Origin of the sequence: Mesorhizobium sp. M0664, from assembly GCF_040320565.1 — a bacterium.
Classification (GTDB): Bacteria; Pseudomonadota; Alphaproteobacteria; order Rhizobiales; family Rhizobiaceae; genus Mesorhizobium.
Genome location: NZ_JAMYPW010000032.1, coordinates 40,918 through 65,719, shown reverse-complemented (window position 1 = coordinate 65,719; position 24,802 = coordinate 40,918). Strand labels below are relative to the sequence as shown.

The 24,802-nt window shown below is 61.6% G+C and carries 20 protein-coding genes and 1 pseudogene; 10 read left to right on the top strand and 11 right to left on the bottom strand.

Features of this window, described 5'->3' with window-relative positions:
* Positions 1-79: 79 nt before the first annotated feature.
* From NKI39_RS23760 to NKI39_RS23725, 8 genes are all read right to left on the bottom strand, one after another.
* Entirely contained in the window at positions 80-1,186 is a 1,107-nt protein-coding gene (locus tag NKI39_RS23760; RefSeq protein ID WP_352834847.1) for an acyltransferase family protein, read from the bottom strand.
* Between the two features lie 13 nt (positions 1,187-1,199).
* Positions 1,200-2,465, bottom strand: coding sequence for a lipopolysaccharide biosynthesis protein (locus NKI39_RS23755; protein WP_352834844.1), 1,266 nt, complete (start codon positions 2,463-2,465; stop codon positions 1,200-1,202).
* 59 nt (positions 2,466-2,524) lie between these two features.
* On the bottom strand, positions 2,525-3,796 hold the full coding sequence (locus tag NKI39_RS23750) for a glycosyltransferase family 4 protein (RefSeq protein WP_352834841.1): 1,272 nt from the start codon (positions 3,794-3,796) through the stop codon (positions 2,525-2,527).
* A gap of 14 nt (positions 3,797-3,810) precedes the next feature.
* Positions 3,811-4,569: a hypothetical protein gene (locus tag NKI39_RS23745; protein WP_352834838.1), complete on the bottom strand. Its 759-nt coding sequence runs from the start codon at positions 4,567-4,569 to the stop codon at positions 3,811-3,813.
* The gene (locus NKI39_RS23740; protein WP_352834835.1) at positions 4,556-6,307 is read right to left on the bottom strand and encodes a putative glycosyltransferase family protein; all 1,752 of its coding nucleotides are present in this window, start codon (positions 6,305-6,307) and stop codon (positions 4,556-4,558) included. Before NKI39_RS23740 ends, NKI39_RS23745 begins: the two co-directional genes overlap by 14 nt.
* A 224-nt stretch (positions 6,308-6,531) precedes the next feature.
* Positions 6,532-7,677, bottom strand: coding sequence for a glycosyltransferase family 4 protein (locus NKI39_RS23735; protein ID WP_352834833.1), 1,146 nt, complete (start codon positions 7,675-7,677; stop codon positions 6,532-6,534).
* On the bottom strand, positions 7,677-8,441 hold the full coding sequence (locus NKI39_RS23730) for a glycosyltransferase family 2 protein (protein ID WP_352834830.1): 765 nt from the start codon (positions 8,439-8,441) through the stop codon (positions 7,677-7,679). The genes NKI39_RS23735 and NKI39_RS23730 overlap by 1 nt, the downstream gene beginning before the upstream one ends.
* 879 nt (positions 8,442-9,320) lie before the next feature.
* Positions 9,321-10,877: a glucosamine inositolphosphorylceramide transferase family protein gene (locus NKI39_RS23725; protein ID WP_352834827.1), complete on the bottom strand. Its 1,557-nt coding sequence runs from the start codon at positions 10,875-10,877 to the stop codon at positions 9,321-9,323.
* Between the two features lie 341 nt (positions 10,878-11,218).
* Between NKI39_RS23725 and NKI39_RS23720 the strand changes: the two genes are divergently transcribed.
* The 4 genes from NKI39_RS23720 (at position 11,219) to NKI39_RS23705 (ending at position 16,043) form a co-directional block, all read left to right on the top strand.
* Positions 11,219-12,463: a glycoside hydrolase 5 family protein gene (locus tag NKI39_RS23720; RefSeq protein ID WP_352834824.1), complete on the top strand. Its 1,245-nt coding sequence runs from the start codon at positions 11,219-11,221 to the stop codon at positions 12,461-12,463.
* The gene (locus NKI39_RS23715) at positions 12,460-13,464 is read left to right on the top strand and encodes a glycosyltransferase family 2 protein (protein ID WP_352834821.1); all 1,005 of its coding nucleotides are present in this window, start codon (positions 12,460-12,462) and stop codon (positions 13,462-13,464) included. The genes NKI39_RS23720 and NKI39_RS23715 overlap by 4 nt, the downstream gene beginning before the upstream one ends.
* Before the next feature lie 689 nt (positions 13,465-14,153).
* Positions 14,154-14,381 carry a hypothetical protein gene (locus NKI39_RS23710; protein WP_352834818.1) on the top strand — a complete coding sequence of 76 codons (228 nt, stop codon included), beginning with the start codon at positions 14,154-14,156 and terminating at the stop codon, positions 14,379-14,381.
* Between the two features lie 102 nt (positions 14,382-14,483).
* Entirely contained in the window at positions 14,484-16,043 is a 1,560-nt protein-coding gene (locus NKI39_RS23705; protein ID WP_352616543.1) for a family 16 glycosylhydrolase, read from the top strand.
* 368 nt (positions 16,044-16,411) lie between these two features.
* Here NKI39_RS23705 and NKI39_RS23700 read toward each other — a convergent pair whose 3' ends face one another.
* On the bottom strand, positions 16,412-16,564 hold the full coding sequence (locus tag NKI39_RS23700) for a hypothetical protein (RefSeq protein ID WP_352834815.1): 153 nt from the start codon (positions 16,562-16,564) through the stop codon (positions 16,412-16,414).
* A gap of 431 nt (positions 16,565-16,995) precedes the next feature.
* Here NKI39_RS23700 and NKI39_RS23695 point away from each other — a divergent pair, with 431 nt between their 5' ends.
* Positions 16,996-17,904, top strand: coding sequence for a metallophosphoesterase (locus tag NKI39_RS23695; protein ID WP_352834848.1), 909 nt, complete (start codon positions 16,996-16,998; stop codon positions 17,902-17,904).
* A 123-nt stretch (positions 17,905-18,027) separates the two neighbouring features.
* Here the strand turns inward: NKI39_RS23695 and NKI39_RS23690 are convergent, their stop codons facing one another.
* A complete protein-coding gene (locus tag NKI39_RS23690; protein WP_352834812.1) occupies positions 18,028-18,627 on the bottom strand; it encodes a hypothetical protein in 600 nt (199 codons plus the stop codon).
* On the opposite strand from NKI39_RS23690, the pseudogene NKI39_RS23685 reads away from it, so the two are divergent.
* The 5 genes and pseudogenes from NKI39_RS23685 to NKI39_RS23665 all read left to right on the top strand — a co-directional run.
* Positions 18,611-19,141, top strand: a pseudogene (locus tag NKI39_RS23685) (phosphomannomutase/phosphoglucomutase); the annotation flags it as partial. The gene NKI39_RS23690 and the pseudogene NKI39_RS23685 sit on opposite strands and share 17 nt — an antisense overlap.
* 17 nt (positions 19,142-19,158) lie before the next feature.
* A complete protein-coding gene (locus NKI39_RS23680; protein ID WP_352834809.1) occupies positions 19,159-21,459 on the top strand; it encodes a mannose-1-phosphate guanylyltransferase/mannose-6-phosphate isomerase in 2,301 nt (766 codons plus the stop codon).
* Between the two features lie 75 nt (positions 21,460-21,534).
* Entirely contained in the window at positions 21,535-22,035 is a 501-nt protein-coding gene (locus tag NKI39_RS23675) for a GYD domain-containing protein (protein ID WP_352834808.1), read from the top strand.
* Between the two features lie 364 nt (positions 22,036-22,399).
* Entirely contained in the window at positions 22,400-23,221 is an 822-nt protein-coding gene (locus NKI39_RS23670) for a PA3715 family protein (RefSeq protein WP_352834806.1), read from the top strand.
* Positions 23,222-23,345: 124 nt separating this feature from the next.
* Positions 23,346-23,894, top strand: a complete 549-nt coding sequence (locus tag NKI39_RS23665) for a class I SAM-dependent methyltransferase (RefSeq protein WP_156948240.1) — start codon at positions 23,346-23,348, stop codon at positions 23,892-23,894.
* Between the two features lie 346 nt (positions 23,895-24,240).
* Here the strand turns inward: NKI39_RS23665 and NKI39_RS23660 are convergent, their stop codons facing one another.
* On the bottom strand, positions 24,241-24,474 hold the full coding sequence (locus NKI39_RS23660; RefSeq protein ID WP_352834803.1) for a DUF6429 family protein: 234 nt from the start codon (positions 24,472-24,474) through the stop codon (positions 24,241-24,243).
* Positions 24,475-24,802: the final 328 nt, after the last annotated feature.

The following is a 24,802-nucleotide window of genomic DNA, read 5'->3' as shown; positions in this document are numbered from 1 at the left end:
CCTCCATCGAGGTGGATGTTGAATCAGCACAAAACGCACCCGTCACATCACAATCGATTCATCGATCACAGGACGTGCTCTAGCCGGCGCGGCTCGGGGTCTGTGAGGTCTTGTCGTTCGGCGCCATCCGGACGGCAACGGCCTCGCGTCCGTCCAGCACGCGCTCCTTTAGCTTGAGCAGCGGGGACTCCATCAGGAACCATGAGACGGTCGGAACGCACAGGCTCAGCACGACGGCACTCAGCCCTTGACCCCAAAGGGGAATGGTTCCGAACCACTCGACGACCGTGCTGGACTCGAAAAGCTTCAGAAAAAACAAGTGCGTGAGGTAGATACCATAAGAGATTTTGCCGACGAAGCGAACGAACCTGAAACCGCTGAACCGCGCGAGCAAGCCTGGCCGCTCCGCATCGGCCTGCACCACCAGACAGGCAAAATAAACCCCGACCGTCAGGTTGAATGTGAGGTGGCGCAGGATGCCATTGCCAGCGACGTACCAAGCGACGCATTGGAACGCGAGGCATGCCAGGCCGGCCAACCACCAGCCCGGACCGGCTCGGAGGCGGCGCCCTCTCCTCGACTCGGCATAGGATAGCGCGCCAATAAGCACGCCCAGCCCGAGGATCTCGAATTTGCCGAAGATCGAGAGCTCGAAAGCAAACCGGTCGATCGGGGTGGCCAGAACCAATATGCGCAACAGTAGCCCGGTGCCGATCAGGAATACCGCCACTCGCGCGGCATTGCGCCCGGACAGCAGAATCAGCAGGGGCAGCAACAGATAGAATTGCTCCTCCACAGCGAGAGACCAGAACACCAGGAGTGGGCCTCCGGCCGCGGCGAGATAGTTGCTCGTGTAGGTTAGATGCCAAAGAATGAAGTCGTGAACCTCGGGCATCCCCAGAACGAACAGGACCAGCAGGGTCAGGTAGTACGCCGGCATCAAGCGAACTGCCCGGCCGATATAGAACCGGCGGATGGTTTCGCCCGCAGGGGCTTGCTCCAGCCTGGATAGCAGATTCCGCGTAATCAGAAAGCCGCTCAGGACGAAGAACAGTTGGACGCCCAGAGCTCCCGCTCCGACCGGGAAGTGCGTTCTGATCCACGGCCCGCCAAAGTGCTCGAGACCGACGAGTCCGATCGCTATGGCCCGCAGGCCATCCAATTGCGGTCGATAACCTTGCGCCATGACCGGTGTCTCCTCAAGGCTGGAGCGGCGAGGTGGTAGATTCTTCGTGCACAGGGCCGGCGGCAGAATCCAGTTTCATCGCGAAGCCCAAGATCAGGGCAGCACACGCACCCTCGATGCTGACGGCGATCGTCCAGCCCAGAACCAGGCCTTGAAGCCCATCAAGCTTTGCGCCTGCGATCACCAAGCACAGCTCCAGCAATCCGCCAAGCGCGAACCAGCGCGATGCCTTGCGCATCCTGTCGCCCAACCGCGCCAGCGTACAGGCATGAAATTTGAGCGTTGATCCCAACAGGCTGAAGCCGAGAAAGCGCAGACTCGAACCGGCGATCTCAGGATAGGCTGGATTGAAGACCGCAAGCATCTGCTGCGAAAAGGTGAAGACCACGACGGCGCAGACCAGCGAAAAGAGCAATGACGCCGCCACCGATACAAGGACATCGTGTCTCGATTGTTTCGGGCACGCCCTGACCACGGGGAATAGGACCGTGGCCATGGCTGCTGGAATCGATGACGCCATGGAGATCAGCATCCACAACGACACGAAGGCGGCATTTGTGGTCGGCGACAAGAGAATCAGGACAAGGTAGGGCATGATGACGCTGGGGGCCTGCAAGGCCACATCGAGCGCGTAATGGTCGACCACCTTGCGTCGGAGGATATGGAGCAGCTGGAAATCCGGAGGTCCAACAAGATGACGCCCCCCGCCCCGGGTCAAGAGATCGACGCCGACAAAGGACGCCAGCAGGCCGGCCACCCAGGTCAGAAGAACCGCGGCACTGGAGGTGCACCCGGCGGCCGCAGCGCCGGCGATCAGCATCAGCTTGGACGTGGAGAACAGCACTTGCCGGATCATCCTGTCGGTGCTGCGCAAGTTGCCGACGAACGCCTGGTCTGCCAGGATGCCGAGAACTGTCAGGGCGCAGCCGAGGACGAACGCAACACCCTCGAACCAGCCGCCGATCGGCCCGATCGAGCTGTCGAGGTACGCGTGCCCGAAGACAAACGACAAGGCCAGGCCGACCGCCAGCGCCACTCCAACGCACGCCGCCGCGGCGACGAGGCCGCGCTCCCTGCCTGGATGCCGTACGATTTCACCCACCAACAGGGTCCCAAGCCCGCCCTCTCCCAGCAGTCCGACGAGCCCCATCACGGACAGGAGGGCGGAGGCCTTGCCGATCACCTCCGGCGGAAACAGCTGGGCCGCGAGCCACCAATAGACAAACCCAAGACCGGCCGCTGCAATCGTTCCGATCGCCAGAGCGCCGGAATTCAGCACAAGCGCGGCGCTCCTTCCAAACTCTCGTCGGACGCGAATAATGGTGGTCCCGACGAGGTCTACTGGCATGATGGCTCTCCCGCACCTTGCTGCGTCGGCGCCGCTGACCTGGTGGCTGGACGCAGGACGTCCCGGTAGACCTGCTCGATCCTGGTCACGACCGCTCCGGCCTTGAGGCGCCCGACCCTGGCGAGGCTTGTCGCCCCCAGCCGGGCGAGCAAGGCGCGGTCACCCAGAAGTGTTTGCATCGCGTCGGCCAGGGCGTGCGCGTCACCGGGCGGCACGAGAAGCCCTGTCTCCCCATGATCCACGAGATCCGGCATGCCGCCGGCGTCGGTTGCGACGACTGCCTTGCCGGACGCCATCGCTTCCATGATGACCGTTGCGCAGGCTTCCGGTCCGATCGAGGGCAGCACGCCGAACAGTGAGCGGCGCCATGCATGCATGATGGCGGAATGCGGCCACGCACCGAGGACGCGGACGTTCGGCGGAAACTCGGTTGGCGTATCGGCGACCCGGCGCCCAATCAGGACTAGCTGCGGTGCCTGCAACAGGCTCGCGTATGCTTGCAGGAGAACGCGAATGCCCTTGAGACGCATCATGTCGCCGACGAACAGGATGAATCCACCCGCAGGCAGCTCCTCTCGCAAGCCGGGATCTTCCGGGCCAAGCACCCCGACATCGTCGGGCACGAAGTTGGGGATGACCTCGTAGCGGCCTGGGGTAAGCCCGGTGTGACGCGCCACCGAGTGGCTCACCGCGATGAAGCGGTCCACCAGACGGCGAGCGGCGAAGCTCGAGGCCCAGTTGCTCGACGTTATCCCGGCTGCCTTCATGGCCCCGTAATGCGCGGTTGCGCAAGGTAAGCACTTGGCCGGCGCTGGGCCACTGCAGAGATTGGTGCCCAAGTGCATAAAGTTCTTCTTGGCGCAGACAAGGCCGTAATCGTGCAGCGTCACCACAAGGCGTGCCCCGCTCTGACTTTTAAGCGGCAAGAAGGACGCGTAGATCCAGTTATGGGCATGGACGATGTCCGGCTGCTCCCGGGCGACCAGCCGCTTCAGTGCAAGCACCAGTTCGGGATCCGGGAAGGGTGGTGCGTGGCGGCGCTCGGGATCGATGTGGAGGCCCGACAGACGCTGGAGCGTGCCGCGCAGGCGATGCACGCGAACCGCGCCGTCCAACTCGGTTTCGGGCGATCCGGGATGCATCAAGGTCCCGACGCTGACATGATGGCCCCGCTGCGCCAGCGCGGCGCCGAGATTGCGGACGTGCCGCTCCTCTCCCCCGATCACCGGGGGATAGAACTGCGATAGCAGCAGGATGCGCATGGTCAACCCTCATTTCAGATGGGCGGCACCAGCGTCGAAACGCTGCGATAGAGCCGGTTGTCTTCCGGTCGATAGAGCCGCGCCTCGGCCGTCTGGCGAGTTGCCAAGGCAGGCACCGGGATTTCCCGCGCCCAGATGTCGCCCGGCGCGACAGCGATCGATCGGAAAACGGCGAACGGTTGCCCATCAAGGGTGATTTCCACGTCGAATCGCTGAGGTTGGGTCTCGGCGCTCCTGATGCCAACGGTAATCCGGCCGGACTCGCCACTGGCCGATGGCAACATCCAAAACTCGGTATATTTGAATTCCCGAAAGGCCGCTTCGTCCCGGACGGCCAGCGCGTAGGCTCCGGTCGCCACAAGCACCGCTAGCATGAGCGCGGCCCCCTGCCAGAGCCGAACCCGCGACGGAGCCGGCCAGGCTGGCAGATCGGGAGTGTCGCGGCAGCTGGTTGCCACCAGCGCCGCGGCGGCCGTCACCGCCCAGAACCACAGCGCCCAGCCGAGCGGCGTAAGGAAGCCTGCGGCATTCAGAGCAAAGCCGCCGGCGATGCCGGCGGCCAGGCTTGCGCCGACCGCGTAGACGAGGTGTTGCGACGCGGAGGTGGTCCAGACGCCAATGGCCCGCAGCACCGTGTGGCCCGAAATAAAGAAAACCATGGGCGCGCACAGGGCAGTGCGAAGGAGCAAGCTGTCGCTGAGCGCAACGGCCGCCACCGCGGCCCCCGCCCACAGGAACGCGACCAGCAGGTCCCGCGTGCTAAAAATTTTCATGCAATCCCCTCACGTCATAGATGACGATCCAGCCGTTGTCATAGATACGGGTAACGCCCTTGACGTCATTGAACTTGAGCAGCGCTGCGCCCGAGAGCGGCGTTCCCTGCTGCCCTTGCCACGGCTGAAAGTAAAAGCCGAGCACCGGCGGAGCCGTGGTCAGGCGCAGGTCAATCAGCAGGAAATCGATGTCGCTTCCCGCCAAGGCCCAAAACTCGTCGGGCCCCAATGTCTCGGCCTCGAATATGCGCGCGGGATCGATGCCTTCGACGATGGTGACCCTGACGTCCTGCCGACCGTAGCTCGCAAGCAGAAGGCGGTTGATGCGGTCGGTGGTGAAGCGGTTGCCGGCACCAAGCCATTCCTTGACCCAGCGTGCCGTTTCGATCCCCATCGGCTCGATCGATTCCTGATCTGCGGCCACCCTGTATCGCCCATGGATCGGATTAATCGAGGAGCTCGTGACGCCGCTCAGGACGATGACCACCAGAGCAACGGCCGGTGCGACGCGGCGCCACCCGCGTGGCGTGGGGCCCTGCCAGTAGTGGACGATGCTCACCGCGACGACTAGCCCGACGGCGATGAACACGAACGTTCCCATGCGGTTGCCGATTTCCCACCCGGCGACGGTCAGTCGGAAGGTCACCGAGATTGGGAGCCCGAAGGCCAGCAAGCTGAGGAGCACGAGGCGGCTGTCGCGCCAGCGGCGTTTGAGAATGTCCTGGATCGGATGCCAACCGAACCGCGCACCACTCGGCGCTGCCATCGCCAGCGACCGAAAGAATCCCGTTGCCAGTCCGAGCGTCACCAGCAGGAGCCCCAGCAAGGTGGTCAGCCGCATGTAGAGGGCCTTGTCCGGCGCTCCGAGGTGCTCCGACCGCGGGGGCGGCGCGCCCAGGATCTTCCCGAGCAATGTGTCGAAGCCGGACTCGATCACCGGGCCGAGATAGCCTGTGAGAGGAATGCCGCGGGCCTGCACCCACACGGACGGCAGGGCAACGGCGAGCATCGCCGCGAGGCCCACAGCAATGCTGGTCTTGATCCGCAGTGGGTCGTGTCGGCACAAAGCCTCGAGGGTGGCCAGCGCTCCGAAATAGATGGCAGCGAAGGCGGCCGAGAGGTGATGCGTGACGGCGAGGCTTGCCAACAGCAGGGCAATCAGCCCGAGCGACTTCAGCCTCGCTCGCCCGACGAGATCCTTGGACGCTGCTTCGACCGCGAAGGTCAGCACGCACAGCACGATGCCGAGGCTCTCGTAGGAGAACATCGAATCGAACAGGAAGAAGGTTGAGCAGCCCATGTAGGCCAGACAGGCGATGGCCGAGATACGCGGCGATGCGGTGATGCTTTCGAAAAACAGAAACAGGGCACCGATGAACGTGCCCCTGAGGACGGCCAACAATAGAGTCCCCGCCATAAACAAAGGCAATCCCGTCAGATTGACGATCGCCGTCGAAAGGATTTCGAGGGCGGGATACGTTGGGCCGATCGGGAGAAGCGGATTGGACAGAAATAAGCGGCGGGCCGTCATAAGATCGTCGGCTGCGATCCAGTGCAAGAACTCGTCGTAATTGATGAAGCTCGTCGGGGAATAGACCGCCTTGTAGTATAACAGGGCTTCGGCAAGCAAAAACAGGAGGAAGAGGCGCTCACCCCTGGCTAGTATCGGCGAGGCTATGCGAAGGCTGGTCGGGACGACGAGGAGGACGACACCGCACCAGAAGAACAGCGGCGCCACGTCATAGGCCCGGCGCCCGGCGACGTGCCCGGCCACGACCAGCAGCAGAGCGGTGGCAACCGTCAGGCACAGAACCGCTATCCATCCGAAGTTGGCCCGTTGCGGCGGGGTATCGGCGCTGTCGCCGCGAAGGTCGGGACCGATAACGGCCGAGACGAATCGTATCCCGGCCCGGAGCGGGTTGATCCTGGCTCCCGCCGTCAAATGAGCTTGCATCATCAGGCTCATGCCTCCGCTGCAGGAGCCCGCGGCATCAGGCAGCCGGGGGGCAAGCGGACCGTGGATCGGCTGCTCAGGACCTCACAATAAACGTCGCTCAGCGCTCGCGCGCAGGCATCCCAGTCGGGCAGCGCCAAATCCGGGACCTCCCGATGGGCCTCCAGTTCCTCGGCCATGGCGGCGGCCAGCTCTTCCGGACCCGCGTTGCACGGAATCGCTCGGCACAGGCCATTTGCGGCCAGCTCCCGCAGACCGGACGTGTCGCTGACAAGAACTGGACGGCGCAGCGCCAGCGCTTCCATCACGGCGACCGGATGAGCTTCGTAGTCGCTGAACAGGACGAATAGCGCGGCGCTCGCCAGGAGGTCAGCCATTTTCTGCCGGTCGGATCCGGGGATGCTCGCGATAGTGACCCGCTTCTCGAGGCCGAGTGTCGCTACGAGGCGCCGCAATTCTCCCTCATACGGGCCTGTTCCGACGACGTGCAGTCGCGCGTCTGGCACCCGGCGGATCAGTTCGGGCAAGGCCGCAATTGCCCGGTGATGGCCCTTGTAGCGCTCCAGCCTGCCGCCCGAGACGATCAGGTGCGGATCGACCTTAACGCTGGGGCTCGCAGCGGGCATTGCGGCGCCATTCGGGATGACAACAAACCGCTCCCGCGGCACGCGCATCCTGGCGCTGAAGAAGTTGGCCTCGAATTCGGAGACGCCAATCAACCGCGCGGCCCGGGCCACCAGCGGCCGGAGCAGCGCGTGCTGCGTGCCGCGCACGGCGTTGCGCAGCCGGGAGGAATGCCCGCCGCTGTGGAAGGTCAGGATCAACGGCAGGTTTCCGCGGATCGCCGCGAGCAGCCCGATCGGCGCCACGAAGGTGTTGTAACCTTGGAAATGGATCAGATCCCAAGCCCCGCGCCGGATCGCGCTATAGATGCCGGGCGCGACATAGAGGTCCAGCTTCCTCGGCCAGGCCGGTACTCGCTGCACCCGCATGCCGCTCACCTCCTCCTCGACCGGCAACTCCCCCGAAGAATCGGTGGTCAGCACGTCGACCGTGTGGCCGCGCGCCACCAAGCGGGGACCGACTTCCTGGATGTGAGTTTCGATGCCGCCCATGAGGGGATAGCAGCGAGCGGCAACCATCAGAATTCGCATCAGGTCTGTCCACCGACAACACAGGCTGTCGCGCTCTGCCTGCGCTGTTGATGCACCCTCTCGCGCAGGATGGTTTTCAGGACGCGCCAGCCGTCCGGCATGGCGCGCAGATGGCTCACACCGCTGATACGCGGAGCCTCGAAACTCGCCACCTCGACGATATTGAGGTGGTTCTTCAAGGCCCGCACGTTGATGAGTGTCTCGATCTCGAACCCATCACAATCGCAGTCCAGCGTGGCGACGTGCTTGGTCCAAAAGGCTATGTATCCGTAGCATAGATCGGAGAACCAACCGCCATAGAGCAGCCGCACGAACAGGGTCAGCCCCTTATTGCCGAACATCCGAAACAGCGACATGTCGTCGGTGCCTGCGCCCTGGATAAAGCGTGAACCCTTGACGAGATCCGCGCCGGCCATCAGCGCACTGACAAAGACGATCGCCTCTTCCGGCACCATGGAGCCGTCGGCGTCCAGCATGACGATGATTTCGCCTGTGGCGGCCAGGAATCCCGCTTGCAGTGCAGCACCCTTGCCCCGCCGGGGCTCCATGACAACCTTCACGTCCTCGCGCAGGCGGCGCGCAACCGCGACTGTGTCGTCCGTCGAACGACCATCCACGATAATGACCTCATGCGCCCAGTTGGGGATGCGCGGCAGAAGCCAAGGGAGGTTTTCGGCTTCGTTGAGCGTCGGGACGATAAAGCTCACTCGTGGCAGAGTCAGCGACCGCCGCAGCGCGACACTGATTGGATCAGCCGCCGACACAGCAGTGCCGTGGGCGACGATGCTGGAGACAGGGGCATTCATGCCAGCACCGTGCGGTCGAGCCGTCGAACCTGTAGCGAAGGTTGGAAGCGAGCCAGGACTGCCGACCAGTCTCGGACGAGAGGACGGGTCCCGGATACAAAGCGGCACAGAGGACCGAAGTCGTTCGCGGCGGAGGGACGGATGAAATCCAAATTCCGGTGCTCCACGCGGCGCGCATGCGAATGCGCCGCCAGCGACAGGCCGTAAGTGCCCGCTTCAATGGCAGCCACATCCCTGGATGTGCTTATCCTAAGCATATGCGGACTCCCCGAAATAATTGAACGAAGATGAAATGAAAGAATATTGCGAGACAAAAAAGAATTTACCCCCGACTTTTAGTCTCATCAATGTGAAGTCTATTAATTAGCCTCAGCAATAGAAAGAACAATATATGGTTATAAAGCACAAATAGGTGATTAACTCTTTGTGGTTATCCCTTCAGGTTATTTCCATCGCGTACCACCACCGCGGATAACAGGGCAGCAGCACCGGTGACCTTCAGCAGCTGTGTTGGCAGCGTTGCCAAACCCGTTTGGACCTCAGGGGCCACCTTCAACGCCAGCGAGGACATTCATCGACCCGACAGCCTGCACTTAGCTCACAAGCGTCAAGTTCGCCCGAGTGGGCGATGCAGAAGGCAGTGAAGGTCGGCCGGCCCGATGAATGAACGTCCAACAACGCCGACATTGCCACTGGCCAGAAGCTGCGACGTGCAGGTCGGTTCGCTGCTTCACTCGGCCGTCTTCCGAGGTACTACTTTCTCTGTGCCCGAGAAGGGTCGAGCGCGCCCGGGCCTTCGCGGGGGTACCTTTTGCTAGACCAGTTGGCAGTGGGTGGCTAAACCGGACGCGAGACCGGCCAGGAGAGGGGCTGCCCATGCGGTTCCGAGACCGGCGCATCGGATACAAGCAACCGATACGAGGTCGTGACCTCTCGCAGACCCCCGATATGACCGAACAAATCGATCGCCTCCAGGCCGGACCGCCGGTTGTAGGTGTGGCATCCGAAGGCTCCGGACCTAATGCGACCGACCGGTGTCTGGGCAAATTCCAACTCTCCGAGCGCATCGATCCGGCAGAACGTCACCGCGCCCCCATAGCCGCGCGAGCAGTCTTGGACCGGGCGTAGCGTCCGTCCGCCGTGTCGGATGACGGCGCCTGCGGGGCGGCTGAGCGTGGCATCGATCAGGACGGGGTTTGCGGCATAAGGCGTCCAAGACCCGGTCAGGCTCTCGGCACGGTAGAGGCTGAGGACATCCCAGGACGTGGACCTCCACACCCTGAGGCTGACGAAAAACAAGAAACCACCCTTGTGGCAGAGCGGCGTGGTGTCGTAGCCCTCGATGCCCTCGATGAGGCAGGCCTCCCGTGTCCACCGGTACGGGAATTCCACTGCCCTGTAGAGACAGACATTCCTGGCCGCCGCCGATTCGGGGATCATCCAGATCTGTCCGTCCTGCTCGAACACAAACGGGTACGAGAGGTGATGCGGTTCCTCCACGACGATCTGGGGTGCGCCGGCGGTCCCGTTCCGGTCCACTGCCACGACCGCAATGCACCCCCGGTTCTTCGAGTAGAGGTACTTTTCGACAAAGATGAAATCCTGCCCCTGGTGCCGGAATGGGAACGGGTCGGCAAGGTAGCTGTCGGCCTTTCCGGTGAGCACCCGGAAGGCTGCTTCGCCTTTGTCGAGCAGGCTGGCCGATTCATCGAAGCGCCAGCCAATCGCCCACGTCCTGCCGCCTCTTGCCAGCATGTCCAAGAATCTGATTGCCTTTGATGTCACTGTGCGTGTCGCTTTTGCAAGGGCCGGAAATGCGCCGAGCGAAGGCGAGGCCGTGCGTGGGCCGGGGACACCGAACGCAGCTGAACCGGTTTCCTCGCGCAAGGCTTTTAGGATCAGCGCCACAGCGCAGGAGAGGACGCTATCGAGGCTCGCTGCAAATACTTCACGGTCAACACTGGCCGGACGCGCCATCCACGGCTGCGACGGGCGCGCCGTGTCGTGCAGGTCAACGAGAAGGTCCTGATCGTTCGCCAAGGCCGCCATGATTCCGATCTCGCCGGGTACACCGTTGAAGAGCGGCGTCAGCACGCGCCGCCCTGACGGGAGGGGCTCCTCTCCGCTCAAATCGATCACCACGTCCACTTCGTCGGCCGGAGGGGGCGGCAGGGACCGCAGCGCCGCCTCGACGGGGTCGGTGGCGCCGTTGGCGCCTAAGCCATAGACTAGTCTTTCGAGTTCGAGCAGCAGACGGAAGATCAACGGCAGCGGACGGTAGCCGGCCGCGAAAGCGCAGGAGACATCGTTGCCGGGCACTTCAGCAAGCGCCTCCGCCAGCCACAGATGCCAGCGTAGCGGCCGCGACGGATCGACACTCAAGCAAATGCGCATTGTGATTCTCGCGGCGGATTAAACAAGACCACAGCTTTGACGAAAACCACCCCCCCGATCGAGGCGCCTAGCCAACTCTCCGCCGCGGCCCCGCGAGCCAGGCGAGGCAGATAAAGAGCCACAGCGCGAGAAAATTTCCTACTCGTTACCGCCGCGGGGACTCGCCAATTCGAGGAGCCGAATCCTTGGTTGGGAGCGATGTCTGACAGCACAGGTCCATACTCGAGCGACCGGAATGGGCTAAGCACACTATGCCCGAACAACGACGGGCCGTGCGAGGTCAGAGGAGGTAATCCTTCGGGGCTGTTGCACTCGGCGCCAGGCGAGAGCCACAGTCCCGGATGATCGTCGACTGGCAACGAGTGAAATATGGGCTGCGCAACGCCGGACTGCGTGTGCTGGTGTTCGCGTTGCTGTTTATTCCGGCAGCCGTGAGCGCGGCGGACAACTTGCCGCCAGCGTCCTTCATCAGGACTTCCGGCACCGCGTTTACGGTCGATGGCAAGCCATTTTTTGTGGCCGGCGTGAACAACCACTATGTCACTTTCGGGTCGCAGGACGAAGTCATCCGCGTTCTCGATGACGCGGTGGCCATGGGGGCCAACGTGGTTCGTATCTTCCTCCAGCCAGTGATCGGATCGCTCGACGGAAGCACTGCTACGATCTGGAACTGGCGGCTTGAGGCCGATGCCAGTGATCTCGCGGTGAGAGGAATGTACCTGCTCTCTTGGGACCCTGGCGAGAACGGAATGGCGATCAATGATGGCGCGAACGGCATGCAGAAGATTGATTTCCTCGTCGCCGAAGCCGGCAAGCGACGCCTCAGGCTCATCATCGCCTTCCTGGATTTCTGGGCCTACACGGGTGGCGCCCAGCAGATGCGGGCTTGGTATGGGAGCCAAGACCAGTCCACGTTTTTCTTCGATGACCCCCGGACGAAACGGGATTACAGGACCTGGGTCCGCCACGTCGTGCAGCGCGTCAACCTGCTAACCGGACTTGCCTACCGGGACGATCCAACGATTATGGCCTGGGAGCTGATGAACGAAGGTAATGCACGCCCAGAGGCTTTGCGGCTGGCCTGGACTGCCGAAATGTCGGCCTACGTGAAGTCCCTCGATTCCAATCACCTTGTCAGCTCAGGGCACGCCAACGTTTCCGAGAAGCTGTCCGATTTGACGATCCCAACTCTCGATTTCGGGACCTGGCACGGCTACCCGCTCTACTACAACCTCACAGTCCAGCAATTTGACGACCAGATTACCGAATTTTGCCAACTGGCGGCCCGAGCCAATAAGCCGGTCCTTCTGGAGGAATTCGGCTATGCCCGCTCTAATCGGGACTCCGCCGATGCTTACGCCATATGGCTCGATACGCTCGCCCGCGATCCCCGGTGCGCTGGCTGGATCGTGTGGCGGCTGGCGTCGCGGCAGGACAGCGGAGGCTACCCCGCCGACGAACACGACCAGTTCGATATCCGCAATGACGGAAGCGTGATTTGGAACATCCTCAAAGCCGCAACGGCCCGGGCGGCGCCGACCCGCGAGACCCGCCCGGCCTCAGAAGCCGTCCGGGAAGCCCCATGACCGAAGCCTCCGTCGTGATCTGCGCGCACACTCTTGACCGCTGGGAAGAGTTGAAGCGTGCGGTCGGGTCCGTCCGCACCCAAACGCCTGCCGCGCGTGAAATCGTCGTGGTCGTGGACAACAACGAGGCCTTGTTAGAGCGCGCCGCGCGCGAGATTGCCGGCGTGACCGTCCTCGCCAATGCCAGGCAACCGGGCTTGTCGGGCGGGCGCATGACAGGGGCGGAATACAGCACGTCCCCGGTGATCGCCTTCCTCGATGATGACGCCATCGCCGACCCGCACTGGCTGGAGGAGCTGTTGGAGGCTTATCGGGATCCAGCCGTGTTGGGCGCCGGCGGCCCGGTTGAGCCGCTGTGGCAAGTGCCGCCGCCCTCCTGGTTTCCCGCCGAATTCCACTGGGTGGTGGGCTGCACCTACGCCGGCATGCACGTGCGGGACGGGCGCATCCGCAACCCGATCGGGGCCAACATGTCGGTGCGCGCCGACGTGCTGCGGCGCGCCGGTGGCTTCGCGCCGGATCTCGGGCGCCGCAAGCTCGGGTTCTCCGTCAGCGGCCGAGCAAGGATCGGCGGTAAGGCTGAGAGCTGCGAGGAGACGGAATTCTGCATCCGGGCCGCCAGCCTATACCCTGGAGGCTATTGGGCGTATCGGACAGCGGCGCGTGTGTTGCACGCTGTTCCGGTCCAGCGCACCACGTGGAAATACTTCGTCCACCGCTGCCTCGTCGAGGGCACCGCCAAGGCAGTGTTGAGGGGTCTCGCAGGGTCCAAAGACGGCCTCGGAGCCGAAGGGCGCTACGTCCGGGAGGTGCTGCCGCGCGCCGTGGCGAACGACCTGACGGCGGCCATGCGGGGCAAGGTCGGCGCCGCCCGCCGGGCCGGGGCGATCATGGCGGGCTTTGCCCTTACTGCGTTCGCCTATGCCACGACGCGCCTCGGCGGGGCCGCCGAGGCCTTGTCACAGCATCTGCTATCACGGGTCCGAGGCTGGAGAGCCTAGCCGGCGCCGAGCAGGCATTGCAGGCAAACGGTTTGGCCGACAGGAAAATCTCGCAGATGCCTTGTTGACCGCCGGCGCTGGCGATATCGAGAGCGTCAATCTGCCAGTCCAAAGCGCATCGTCCGGCGATTTTCGTGCACCCTCACCCGGCGCGCGACCCATCGCATGTGACCCATAGGGAATCAAATTTCGGCGTTCCACAGCGAGGCTGACCGTTGGAATGTCGTCGCCGGTCGGGACAAGCGATGCCGAATTATCGTGTCTACGGTCTGGACGAACACCGCCAGCTTGCGGGCGGGGTCACCTTGCTTGCACAGGCCACGACGCGGCGAAAGAGCACGCCAGGCGGTTAGCAGACGGCCACAAGCTGGAGCTTTGGCGACCGGTTGCGCAGCTCAAATTTGACAATCCGCGGGGCCCCGCGCGGCGACGAAGCGCCCTCACGCCTTAGTGCCACGTTCCGCCATTTCGACAAGCCGCACCGCCTATATTAGAAGGTGTTAATAAGTTATCGCCCAGCCTCATTCTCGCCGCAAACGGTAGTAGGCTCGCGTACATCGTCCACGAATGATCCATTCATGTGGGTACAAGACGGTGTGTGGATAAGCAAGAAGGTCGAGATCCCTGCGTGTTACTTATAGCGCGGGTGAAATGACAACAAAAATACGCAATGAACTAAGGATTAACCATTGTTTTTACTAAGCGGCAGGCTTGAGGTGCTGGAAGAGCTGCGCTCGACTTCAATCCGGCTGCGGCTCAAACCGTTGAACACCTTGCGTGCGTCGGCAGCGACACCGTTTTCAAGGAATGGCCTGATGAGTATTCCCGTCGACAAACTCTCCTTCGATGGCGAGTTCAACTTAAGCTCGCTCGACGATAAGTCGCGCGCGAGGACTTCCAAAGCTCCGCTACTTTGAAATCCGTTCGCGGTGTCCAACTGCGAGCATGCGACATGTCGCGCGCCTGGCGATGCGCGGCAGTGGAATTCCCTGTTTTCAACGCCAAATAAGGATCACTGAATGGCTCTTTCCGCACCCGCAGGCTTTGCCTCTAGCGACCTCGTCTTCGAGGAAAACTTCTCCGGTACGGCGCTCGACAGCACTTGGCATTCCTACATCACCAGCAATGCCGCCAATGGCTGGCCATGGAATAGCGATGGATCAGGAGGAAGCACCCCGGGCGGGCCGTATGAAGCCGATTATGATAAGCCGAGCCAAGTGTCCGTGAGCAACGGGCAGTTGGATCTGACGGCGGTCAAGCAGCCCATCAGCGGCATAAATCAGGGGACGACACAAACATTTCCGATCACGTCCGGCGTAGTCAGCAGCTATGGCAACTTCGAATTCAATGGCGGCTATCTTCAGATCAGCATGAAGGCGCCGAGTGGCGACGGCGCATGGCCAGCCCTCTGGCTGATGCCCGGCCAAGGCGCCGGCAGCAGCGGCGACAATTTTGAGATCGATATGCAGGAGGGTGGATATAGCGGGTCGGGGCCGGCAAACCAGATGTTCTCCGGGCACATCCACTCGCCGTCAGGGACGGTCAGCGGCGGCCTGGTCGACAGCGGCATCGACCTCACGGCGGGCTTCCACACGTACGGCATCAACTGGGATCCCGGTCAGTCGATCACCTGGTATCTCGACGGGAAACAGATGGCGCAAGTGACCAGCGCACAGGCCGAGATCCCGAATGAACCGATGCAATTGATCATGAACAATGGGGTCGCGAATTCGAACGCCAGCGGATGGCATACGACTCTGGACAGTTCGACCCCTTCGTCGATGCAGATGCAGATCGATGAGGTTCAGCTCTATCAAAAGGCAGGCAGCGGCGACACCGTCACGGGTGCGAACGTCACTCCCTCAACCACTGGCTCGACCGGGACCGAGACTGGGTCTGGGACCGGGACGGTCCCTTCTTCCGACGGCACCAGCGATGGCACTTTATACGGAACCAGCGGCGCCGATGTATTCCACGGAACCAGCGGCCACACGATGATCGGCTATGGCGGCAACGACACCTACTATGTCGATAATGCCAACGAGAAGGTAGTCGAGGCAGTGGGCGGCGGCAACGACAGTGTGATCGCCTCGGTGAGCTATGCGCTTTCGGCCGGCTCGGAGATCGAGCATCTCGCCACCAACAACCCGTCCGACACGAAGGCGATAACCCTCACCGGCAACGAGTTCGGCCAGACCATCCAGGGCAATGCCGGCAACAATGTCATCAACGGCGGGCTCGGCGCCGACGTCTTGACCGGTTACGGAGGCCACGATGCCTTCTCGTTCAATACTGCTCTTGGAGCCGGCAATGTCGATAAGATCACCGACTTCAAGCGCTCCCAGGACACGTTCCATCTCAGCGATACCGTTTTTGCCGGGCTTCAGCCGGGAGGGCTTCCATCCAAAGCTTTCTTTGTTGGTGCAGCCGCGCATGACAGTTCCGATCATATCATCTACAACAGTGAAACCGGGGCGCTCTCTTTCGACAGTGACGGGGCCGGCGGCGCATCTCAAATACAGTTCGCCACCCTTTCTCCACATCTCTCGCTTGGCGCAGCCTCATTCTATGTGACCTGAAGGAACGCGGGGCTGCCGTGGCCAAACAAGGACTGGATAAACAGCACCTCAAAGCCATGATCCCGAACCGAAGTCAGCGTAGCAAAAGGCGGGAGCCCGGTTTTCGGAGAAGATCTGCTCAAGCAAAAGAGATGGGCTCCATCCCGATGCCATCGGGATGGAGCAGGCTCTAGTTGTGAGCTTTCTGTAGTTGCCATTCGGACCGAACCGAGGAGACTGGAGTTACCAAGCTTTGGGTCCGAATGAACATCCCAGACTGGCACACGCAGCATCGTCAGCTACTTTCTCTCGCCAATGATGCAATACAAGCAGGAAACACTGCGAGAGCGGTAAGAAGCCGGTTTGCAGAGAAAGTTTGCCCTCCGGTTTCAACTCAAGAGCGCCGCAATCTTGTCGAGGCGCAGCCGAAGCATGCGATACGTCAAAGGCGGGAAGCGGTCGGCTCGAAGCTGGATGACCAAAGCCGGTTGTGGAAGGTCGAACTGCAACAACTCGCTCGCGAGACAGGCCTCGCGCTCCATGTTGCATCACCATCCGACGGGCACATCGACCTGGAGCAACATCGAACACCCCTGGTTCTGCCGCAGCACGCCAACCTGACGCGGACGGCGCCCTCCTCGATCGCGTAGCCAGGCGCGCGGTCGATTCCGTGACCGACGAAAAAGAGAGCAAGTGAACGATGTCGAGATGGAGGCGCTCGCCATCCAACGCGACGCATTTACCCGGAATGGAACTACACTATCCGCCCGAGATCATTGACCAATCGGAGCAGTTCACGGGTCCTAGCCCGAGCTCCTCCCCTGCGCAATAAAGACCAATGCTTGCAGGTGACGCCGATTTGGGAAACTATTGACCGCGCGAAGCCTCTCACGCGGTTGAGGGGCTCAGGCTGCCGCAGCTGAATTCGTGCCGATCTCTAAAACAGACCTCGTTCTGCTGGGAAATACAAGTGCTGACGTCGCGGCGCTCATTCCTGAAGCTCTTTGGCGCCGTGTCGCTCGCGGCATTTGGTCTGGCGAGTTATGCCATCGCGATTGAGCCTCGGTTTCAACTGCGTGTCACTCACTACAAGCTCCTTCCGCCGCGCTGGCCGACCACTGCCAAGCCCCTGCGTATCGTCGTGGTCGCTGACATCCACGCCTGCGAGCCTTGGATGCCGGTTTCCAGGATCGACGAGATCGTCGGTGTTGCGAATAGCCTGCAGCCCGATATCCTCCTTCTCCTTGGCGACTATGTGATGGGCGTGCTGCCGCACTATGCCACAGGGATCGTGCCCGACACTGTTTGGGGCAATTCACTTTCGAAACTTTCCGCGCCACTCGGCTGCCACGCCATTCTCGGCAACCACGACTGGTGGCACGGTGTCGATAGCGTCCGCGCAGCCCTCGTCGACAATGGCATTCCGGTCCTCGAGAACACCGCCACGCTCATCCGTCAGCAGGATGGCCCAGCATTCTGGCTCGCGGGTCTTGGCGACCAGTGGGCCATGCAGTTTTCTCGCGGCGTTTACAAGGGCGTCGACGATCTGCCTGGAACAATGGCCGCAATACCCGACGACGGCAATCCGATCTTGCTCCTTGCGCATGAACCGGACATCTTCATTACTGTCCCTGACCGTGTCAGCCTGACGTTATGCGGCCATACACATGGTGGACAGGTGCGATTGCCATTCATCGGCCCCCCCATCATCAATTCAGCCTACGGACAGCGCTTCGCCTATGGGCATGTCGTCGAGGGTGGGCGGCACATGATCGTATCCGGGGGTTTGGGCGTATCGTGGCTGCCGGTGCGCTTCGGTGTGTCGCCGGAGATCATAGTCGTCGATATCGGCGCGAAAAACTCTGGTCCTGTCGGCGAATGACATCTGCTGTCCCAGACAGACCTGCCGTCCGCGGACCGTTCCGCGGTATTGATGGTCGTGTACATGCAGTCGGGGTTTCGCCGTGTTCCCATCGCCCCCCAAAGACGAACGCGGCACCGTCCATCATCCTTTCTCCGAACGGGCGGAGTTCGGCGGATAGCTCTCGATTCCCACTAGAATGTCTTCAAGACGCCGAGCCAGGCGTTCGAAACACCTTTCTTCGACATTGTCGGGGAAGGGAAACCTGAATGCGGTCAGCGGCACCTTGCACCCATCCTTGTCGTTTGCGCCCGAGCAGAACGCATCTTGGAGAATGCAAATGGCCATGCTTGCACGAGACCTCCTTTCGGCCATCGGCGGGCATACTCCTATTGGATGAGGCGGCGCGAACCAGCGTTTTAGGACTACTCCAATTCCTGAAGGGGCCTGCGCCCGGCAGCGTGCTAGGACTGTTGCGTGCAATAGCGGATCAAAACCGTGACCCTGGACATAGTCGGCCAAGCCAGGCCGGACACATTCGTCTTTGAAAGCAGTGCTCTCATCAAAGCCACTGGCTTTCGGGAATACGACGCGCGCTGGTGGTTCGGCCATCCAGACCGGGAGAAAAAGCCCGAACTCAACCTGGTGGGCGTGCAGGCGATCGGCATGGCGCTTCGCACCTTGATCGGCCGAATAGGTGTAGTTCCCGACACCATCACTGGTCACTACTTCCGTAGCTGCCATCAAGAGGCGCGTTGCCAACCTCGTCGATGCCATAGCTGCCTTCGACAAGTCGGAGCATTTCTTCTTCAACCCGCCGATCGAGCGCGGCTAGGACGACGGGCTCGTCACGGCGAGAGCCGTTTGCGAGATGCTCGTCCGCAGCTTGGGCAAGACACTCGCGGACCTTTACCGAGATCTGCCGCTGACCTTCAGCACCCCGACAATGTCGCCCCACTGCCCAGAGGAGGTAAAATACGGCGTGGTCGCGATAGTTGCCGAGGAATTCACCAAAATGAGGGCGGACGGGATCGAGTTCGCTGGCCAGCCGCTGGCCAATCTCGTCACCATGAATGGGCTGCGTGTCGTTGCCCAAGACGGCACGTGGGGTCTGGTCAGGGCCTCGTCGAACAAGGCGGAAATTGTTGTCGTCGTGGAAAGCCCTGTCTCGCCGGAACGACGTCGCGAGATGTTCGAGGCTGTTGATGCCGTGCTGCGCCGCAGCCCCGAAGTCGGCGCCTACAATCGGACCTTTTGAGCACGAGGCTTGTTTTCATGACCGAACGGATCGTCAGTTTTGTCATGAGCGGGGGCGTCGGGTCACGGCTGTGGCCGCTCTCGCGCGAAGACAATCCCAAGCAATTCCACGACCTTTCGGGCGACGGCTCCATGCTCGCGAAGACTGTCCGACGCCTCAAGGCGCGGTCGGACGGCGAGACGCCGATCTATCTGATAGCCTCCGAACGGCATGCCGACCGCGTTATCTCGGACATCGGTCCGCTCGGCCTGAACGGCGGCAGCCCGATTTTCGAACCCGTCGGCCGCAATACCGCCGCTGCGGTGGCCATAGCCACCTTGCACACGATCTCCGAATATGGCGAGGACGCGCTTGTGCTCGTGGTCCCCTCCGACCATCAGATATCGACCGAAACGCAATTCTGGGAAACCGTCGAGGTGGGCATGCCTGCCGCCGATTCAGGCAGCATTGTCGTATTCGGCATCAAGCCGACGCATCCCGAAACCGGGTACGGTTACATCGAGGTTGCGGCAACTGGTGACGGAGTGGCCACCGTTTCACACTTTGTCGAAAAGCCCAATGCCGAGACGGCCCGCAACTATGTGTCGTCGGGAAGGTTCTACTGGAACGCCGGCATCTTCCTGTTTCGTGCCGACACGATGCGGAAGGCATTTCTCGACTTCCGGCCGGACATCTGGGACACCGCGGAACGGGCCCATAAGACTGCACGGACCGACGTCTCGGGCATCTACCTGCCCCAGGGCCTCTACTCGGCTGTCCCGTCGACGTCGATTGACTACGCCGTCATGGAGCATGCACGTGGCATCGCCATGGTTACGGCTTCCTTCCGCTGGAACGACCTCGGATCGTGGCAATCGCTGCTCGAAGCCAGCCCGACGGACCGCGACGGCAATGTCGTAATGGGCGACGTTGTCGCCATGGATTGCGGCAACTCCTATCTCCGGAGCCAGGGCAGACTGCTGACAGTCGTCGGAATGAAAAATGTGGCGGTGGTGACGACACCGGACGCGGTTTTCATCGCTCCTGTCAGCCACAGCCAGAATGTCAAGAAAGTCGTCGAACAACTCGAGAAGAGCGGACGACTCGAGACGAAGTTCACGCCGTCGGAAGACCGGGTCATCGTCAGCGGGTCATGGCGCAAGCGGGTCGAGCACTGGCTCTTCAACGAAACCCTGCCGCTGTGGTCCACTGCAGGTGTCGACGATGCGTATGGCGGCTTCCACGAGGCGCTCGGTTTCGATGCAAGGCCGTTGGACAAACCCAAGCGCATGCGGACGATGGCTCGCCAGATTTACGCGTTCGCGGTGGCCAAAGAACGCGGCTGGGTTGGACCGGCCGACAAGCTCATCGACCACGGCATCGAGTTCATCGCCAAACACGGCCGCACCGAACGCGGTGGCTGGGTGCGCACCCTTAATACCGATGGCAGCGTGGCTGACCCGACGGAGGACGCCTACGACCATTCCTGCGTGCTCCTGGCGCTTGCCCATGCTCACCGATGCGGCCATCAGGATGCCCTGCCGCTGGCACAAGAGACGTTCCATTTCATCGACACCCATCTCGAGGACGTCAGCCTGACCGGCTTCCTCGAGACCCCCGGTTGGAAGGGGGTGCGGTACTCGAACCCGCACATGCACATGCTGGAATCCTTCCTGGCTTGGCATGACGTCACCGGCGAGCGTGCATATCTCCGACGGGCGGCACGCGTCGTCGATCTCTTCCGGTGCCATTTTTTCGACCAGGAGAGCTGGACGCTTGGGGAACACTTCGACGTCAATTGGCTACCGTTGCCGGGAGACGAGGGACAGTGGACCGAACCAGGGCACCATTTCGAATGGGCTTCGCTCCTCGTCGAGTTCGCGCGGGCAAGCGGGCAGAAAGACTTGGCAGCCTACGCCAGGAAGCTCTATTCGTCGGCGATCGCCAGCGGATTGAACCGGGCCACGGGCCTGGCTTATGCAGCTGTGTCGCGGCAGGGAATTCCCTTCGACCGGCTCTCCCGCAGCTGGCCGCAATGCGAAGCCGTCAAGGCGGCCGTCGCGCTGGACTGCATCGACGGGCCTGATCTGAAACCTGAGATCGAAGCTCGTGTCGCCCGCCTCTTCAAATGGCATATCGATCCCGCACCGCTAGGCTTGTGGATCGACAGGATTGACGAGCGCGGAAGGTCACTGGCGACGGAGGTGCCCGCGAGCATTTTCTACCACCTCGTGACGGCCTTGATGCAGTATCTGGACAAGACCGGAGGGCAGATCGAACCTTTCCCGCTGCCAGCTTTAGATACGAGCAAAAGCGTTGCGATGCAGGGTTACGGCTGACCCAAGTGTCCGCCATAGCTCCGTGTTGGTCAAACGACCAATAACGAAACTAGTACAAGATCGGGAGGAATACCCATGAAAGTGACAATCCTGGGAAACTGTCCGCCCCATGCCTACAAGGGATTGATACAAGGCGCAGACCGAGAAGCTGCAATCAAGGCGGTTTTGGAAAGCGTTGGTGGCAAGGTATCCGGTATGATGTTTACTCGCGGCGCCTATGATATTGTCATCAATGCTGAGGTTCCGGACCAGGCCGATGGGATGGACCTAGCACTGGCGGTCCGGGCAAGCGGCTGGATAAACGACCTGGTTGTCCTCGAAGAACTCGACATGAATGCGGCGCTTGCAGCTGCCAAAAAGGCTGCCGGCGTTACAAGCCCGCCGGATGATTGGACTGGCTGTACATTGAAGGCAGAACGGTTCCGATTGAACGTGCCACGCTGCCAAGTCTCAAGTAAAGACACGCTGGGGTTTCGGAAAGCCGAAGCAGGCGAGGCATTGGTTCTGCTTCAATACCGCGCCGACAGCGAACGCGCCCGGCTCAGGGGGTCAGAAACGGAGGTCATGCCGAGTTAATTTTGGAATGTACACCCTACAGGGTGCGCTTGACGGATCGGCGAGGTCCGGTTTTGTAGAGTTTTCTTGTCGGAGCGTTTCTTTATCTAATCGGAGCGCGACAAGGCAATCGAGACCACATTGTCAGTATCTGTTTCAGGTAGCTCGAACAGCATTGGCAAAAATTGGCCGCTCGGGCGGCGTTCTCATGATCACCGTCCGTAAGTGTGAGCTCGGACTTTACAACTTTCCAGGATACCTATGGCCCCGACGCAGCGGGTGGAGCTATCCGTCACTTCCCTACACCCTGTGCGCCGCCACCAACCTCGCGTAGAAAGCCACTGGCCTAACCCGGCCCTGCGAGGCGAGAAACTCCATGCGAATAGTGTTGCCTGTCCTGTTGCTCGGCGCCGCCCTCGCCAGCCTGTCGCCCGCCAAGGCAGCGGCGAGCGATTGCGGCGATGCCGCCGCGCTGGTGCAGCAGGCCTACCCCAAGGCCCGAAAGAGCGCCGACGGCACCTCGTTCACGCTTGAACCTCATACCAGCATCACCTCAACGCTCCCGGAGAGCGAAGCGCCATTTGGCCTGGTCTGCAAGATTTGGCCCGCCCATGTCGACCTGCTGTTGGTCGCAGTGCCGCTGATTGACAGGGCTAACTGCGACCACCTGCATGTCGGCGATATCGAGCTTCTGGTCGTCGATAGAAAGAGCCTGCGGGTGCGCCAGCGCCTGCTCCAGCCCGGTCTGATGACCGATGACGCGATTGTCATCGAGAAGGTGGACTTCGACACCGGCCGCTATGCACTGGCCCCTGGGATAACCGCCTTCGGCCTGAGCATCGAACTGGCACACCATTCGCTGACCGCTCCCTTCACCGAAACCGACCTGCGGCTCTACGCTATCACCGGCGATACGCTACGCGTGGTGCTCGACGGCCTCGTGGTGGCCGGCCATAGCGGCGATAGCGATGGTAGTTGCGCCGGATACTTTCATTCAAGCCAGATCAGCCTGGCGATGAGCCCGGCGAGCCATCAGGGCTATCACGATATCACCGCGGTTGAGCGGACGAATACCGATAATCCGTCCCCCGATCAGAATGGCGAATGCCAGTCCCATCCTGGCAAGCCTGTGAAGCGTACCTACCGGCTGCGCTATGACGGCAGCCGCTATGCGGTTCCCGCGGCACTCAAGGTGATGGGGTTGTGAGGCGGCCGCACACGTCCCTGCCTTGGTTCGTCAATGTCATCAATTCCAGTTGAACGGGTATCGACCGTTAATTCTCTCGTGGTAGGAGGCGCTCAAGGGGGCTCTTCTCAAAGGAGCTGATGATTTGTGGTGGTCAAGATTCAAAAGGGGTTTTGCCGGAACGTGGGACGACAGACTTGACGGGCTATTCTCCGCAAAGGTCGACTACGCCGGAAAATCCATTCTCGATGTTGGCTGCAATATGGGTGTTGTCGCCTATGAGATATCCAAGCTGAAACCCAGCTCGATCCACGGGATCGACATTGCCAAGCCGCATATCGAGACTGCAAAGATGTTGTTGAGCGGCTCCCCGGTGCATGCCCGGTTCGATCGCCTGAATCTTGGCAGCCGGCGCCTCGGCAATATCCTTCTACCGAAATACGATATCGTCCTGCTGCTGGCCGTCTATCAGCACATGCAACGCAACATCGGCCCGGGCAAGGCGCGAAGGGTGCTTTCCAATATTGTGAGGCGCACCTCGAACGTTGTCGCCCGCGTTCCGCCTGGAACAGATGGCGAATTCATCGAAACGCTTTCTGACGAGGGGTTCCAGGTCAAGAGCACTCACACATCACCTCTTGGCAGTCATGTGCTCGTGCTTGAGAAACCTGCCTTCGGAAATCCGCAGCCATGATGACACATTGCTTGTGGTAATCTGCCTCTTCAACATCCCATGTGCCAGCAGCGGGCGCAGACCCGCTGCCTGCCTGCAACTCGCCCGGGCAACGCCGATTCGCCGGCAGAAAGCATCTTGCGGATGGACCTCGCGACAATGCCGTTGATATTGAGGGCCGCGGCTGCGGTGTTCTCTGCCACTGCCTTGACAGAATGGATGCGCCCGTTGGCGTAGGTGACGAATACCAATTGGGCCGTCACGGCGAGAGCACTGGCCGTCCCGCCTGCCCTCAGAGCGGCGCCAGTGTCGAAATTCAGCCATGTGCGCTATCAGCTCGCAGGCGCCCGTCCAGCGCTCTTCTGGCTCAGGGCGCCGGGCGAGTGAACAGGGTTCGGAATAGCTCCTCAGCACGCCGCAGTCCTTCATCTGTCAGAACCACCGACTTCGCCTTGTTTGCCGGACTCGCGATCAGCCCCTTCTCGTGCAAGCGATCCAGAGCATTCCAATCCAACCCCTTCCAGGCGCGCCTCTCTTCATGCAGCGTCAGCCAAAGCAGGCCCATAACGGCATCGTCGATCTTGTCGGTGTCGATCTCCATGCAAGCAGTTTAACACGCGAAAGCTGCTGCCACGATCCACACCGGATGGTTACTCCCTGCCACGAGCGTTCGCCTGAAAACAAGTGCCTCACTCAGGCGTCGCATCCGCGACGGCGTCAACGGGGGCGACGAGCCGGGACGGGATTGGAGTCATCATGATGCCTAAGGGGCCGTGGCAGCGCTGCCGCTGGCAATGAAATGCGAATTGGCGAAATCCTCGTCTTCGCTCAGGTTGCGCTTACCGCAGTCGAGCGGCGCACCATTCAGGTGCGCGTCATGCTGCCGGCAGCGCGCGTCACCCCGCCGCGGTGTCCCATTCCATAGCGCG

What these genes read in the sequence shown, in the direction of transcription:
- NKI39_RS23760 (WP_352834847.1), bottom strand. Translation starts at nt 1,186, where the DNA reads ATGGCGCAAGGTTATCGACCGCAATTGGATGGCCTGCGGGCCATAGCG.
- NKI39_RS23750 (WP_352834841.1), bottom strand. Translation starts at nt 3,796, where the DNA reads ATGCGCATCCTGCTGCTATCGCAGTTCTATCCCCCGGTGATCGGGGGA.
- NKI39_RS23745 (WP_352834838.1), bottom strand. Translation starts at nt 4,569, where the DNA reads ATGAAAATTTTTAGCACGCGGGACCTGCTGGTCGCGTTCCTGTGGGCG.
- NKI39_RS23735 (WP_352834833.1), bottom strand. Translation starts at nt 7,677, where the DNA reads ATGCGAATTCTGATGGTTGCCGCTCGCTGCTATCCCCTCATGGGCGGC.
- NKI39_RS23725 (WP_352834827.1), bottom strand. Translation starts at nt 10,877, where the DNA reads ATGCGCATTTGCTTGAGTGTCGATCCGTCGCGGCCGCTACGCTGGCAT.
- NKI39_RS23720 (WP_352834824.1), top strand. Translation starts at nt 11,219, where the DNA reads ATGATCGTCGACTGGCAACGAGTGAAATATGGGCTGCGCAACGCCGGA.
- NKI39_RS23715 (WP_352834821.1), top strand. Translation starts at nt 12,460, where the DNA reads ATGACCGAAGCCTCCGTCGTGATCTGCGCGCACACTCTTGACCGCTGG.
- NKI39_RS23705 (WP_352616543.1), top strand. Translation starts at nt 14,484, where the DNA reads ATGGCTCTTTCCGCACCCGCAGGCTTTGCCTCTAGCGACCTCGTCTTC.
- NKI39_RS23700 (WP_352834815.1), bottom strand. Translation starts at nt 16,564, where the DNA reads ATGGAGCGCGAGGCCTGTCTCGCGAGCGAGTTGTTGCAGTTCGACCTT.
- NKI39_RS23690 (WP_352834812.1), bottom strand. Translation starts at nt 18,627, where the DNA reads ATGGCAGCTACGGAAGTAGTGACCAGTGATGGTGTCGGGAACTACACC.
- NKI39_RS23680 (WP_352834809.1), top strand. Translation starts at nt 19,159, where the DNA reads ATGACCGAACGGATCGTCAGTTTTGTCATGAGCGGGGGCGTCGGGTCA.
- NKI39_RS23675 (WP_352834808.1), top strand. Translation starts at nt 21,535, where the DNA reads ATGAAAGTGACAATCCTGGGAAACTGTCCGCCCCATGCCTACAAGGGA.
- NKI39_RS23660 (WP_352834803.1), bottom strand. Translation starts at nt 24,474, where the DNA reads ATGGAGATCGACACCGACAAGATCGACGATGCCGTTATGGGCCTGCTT.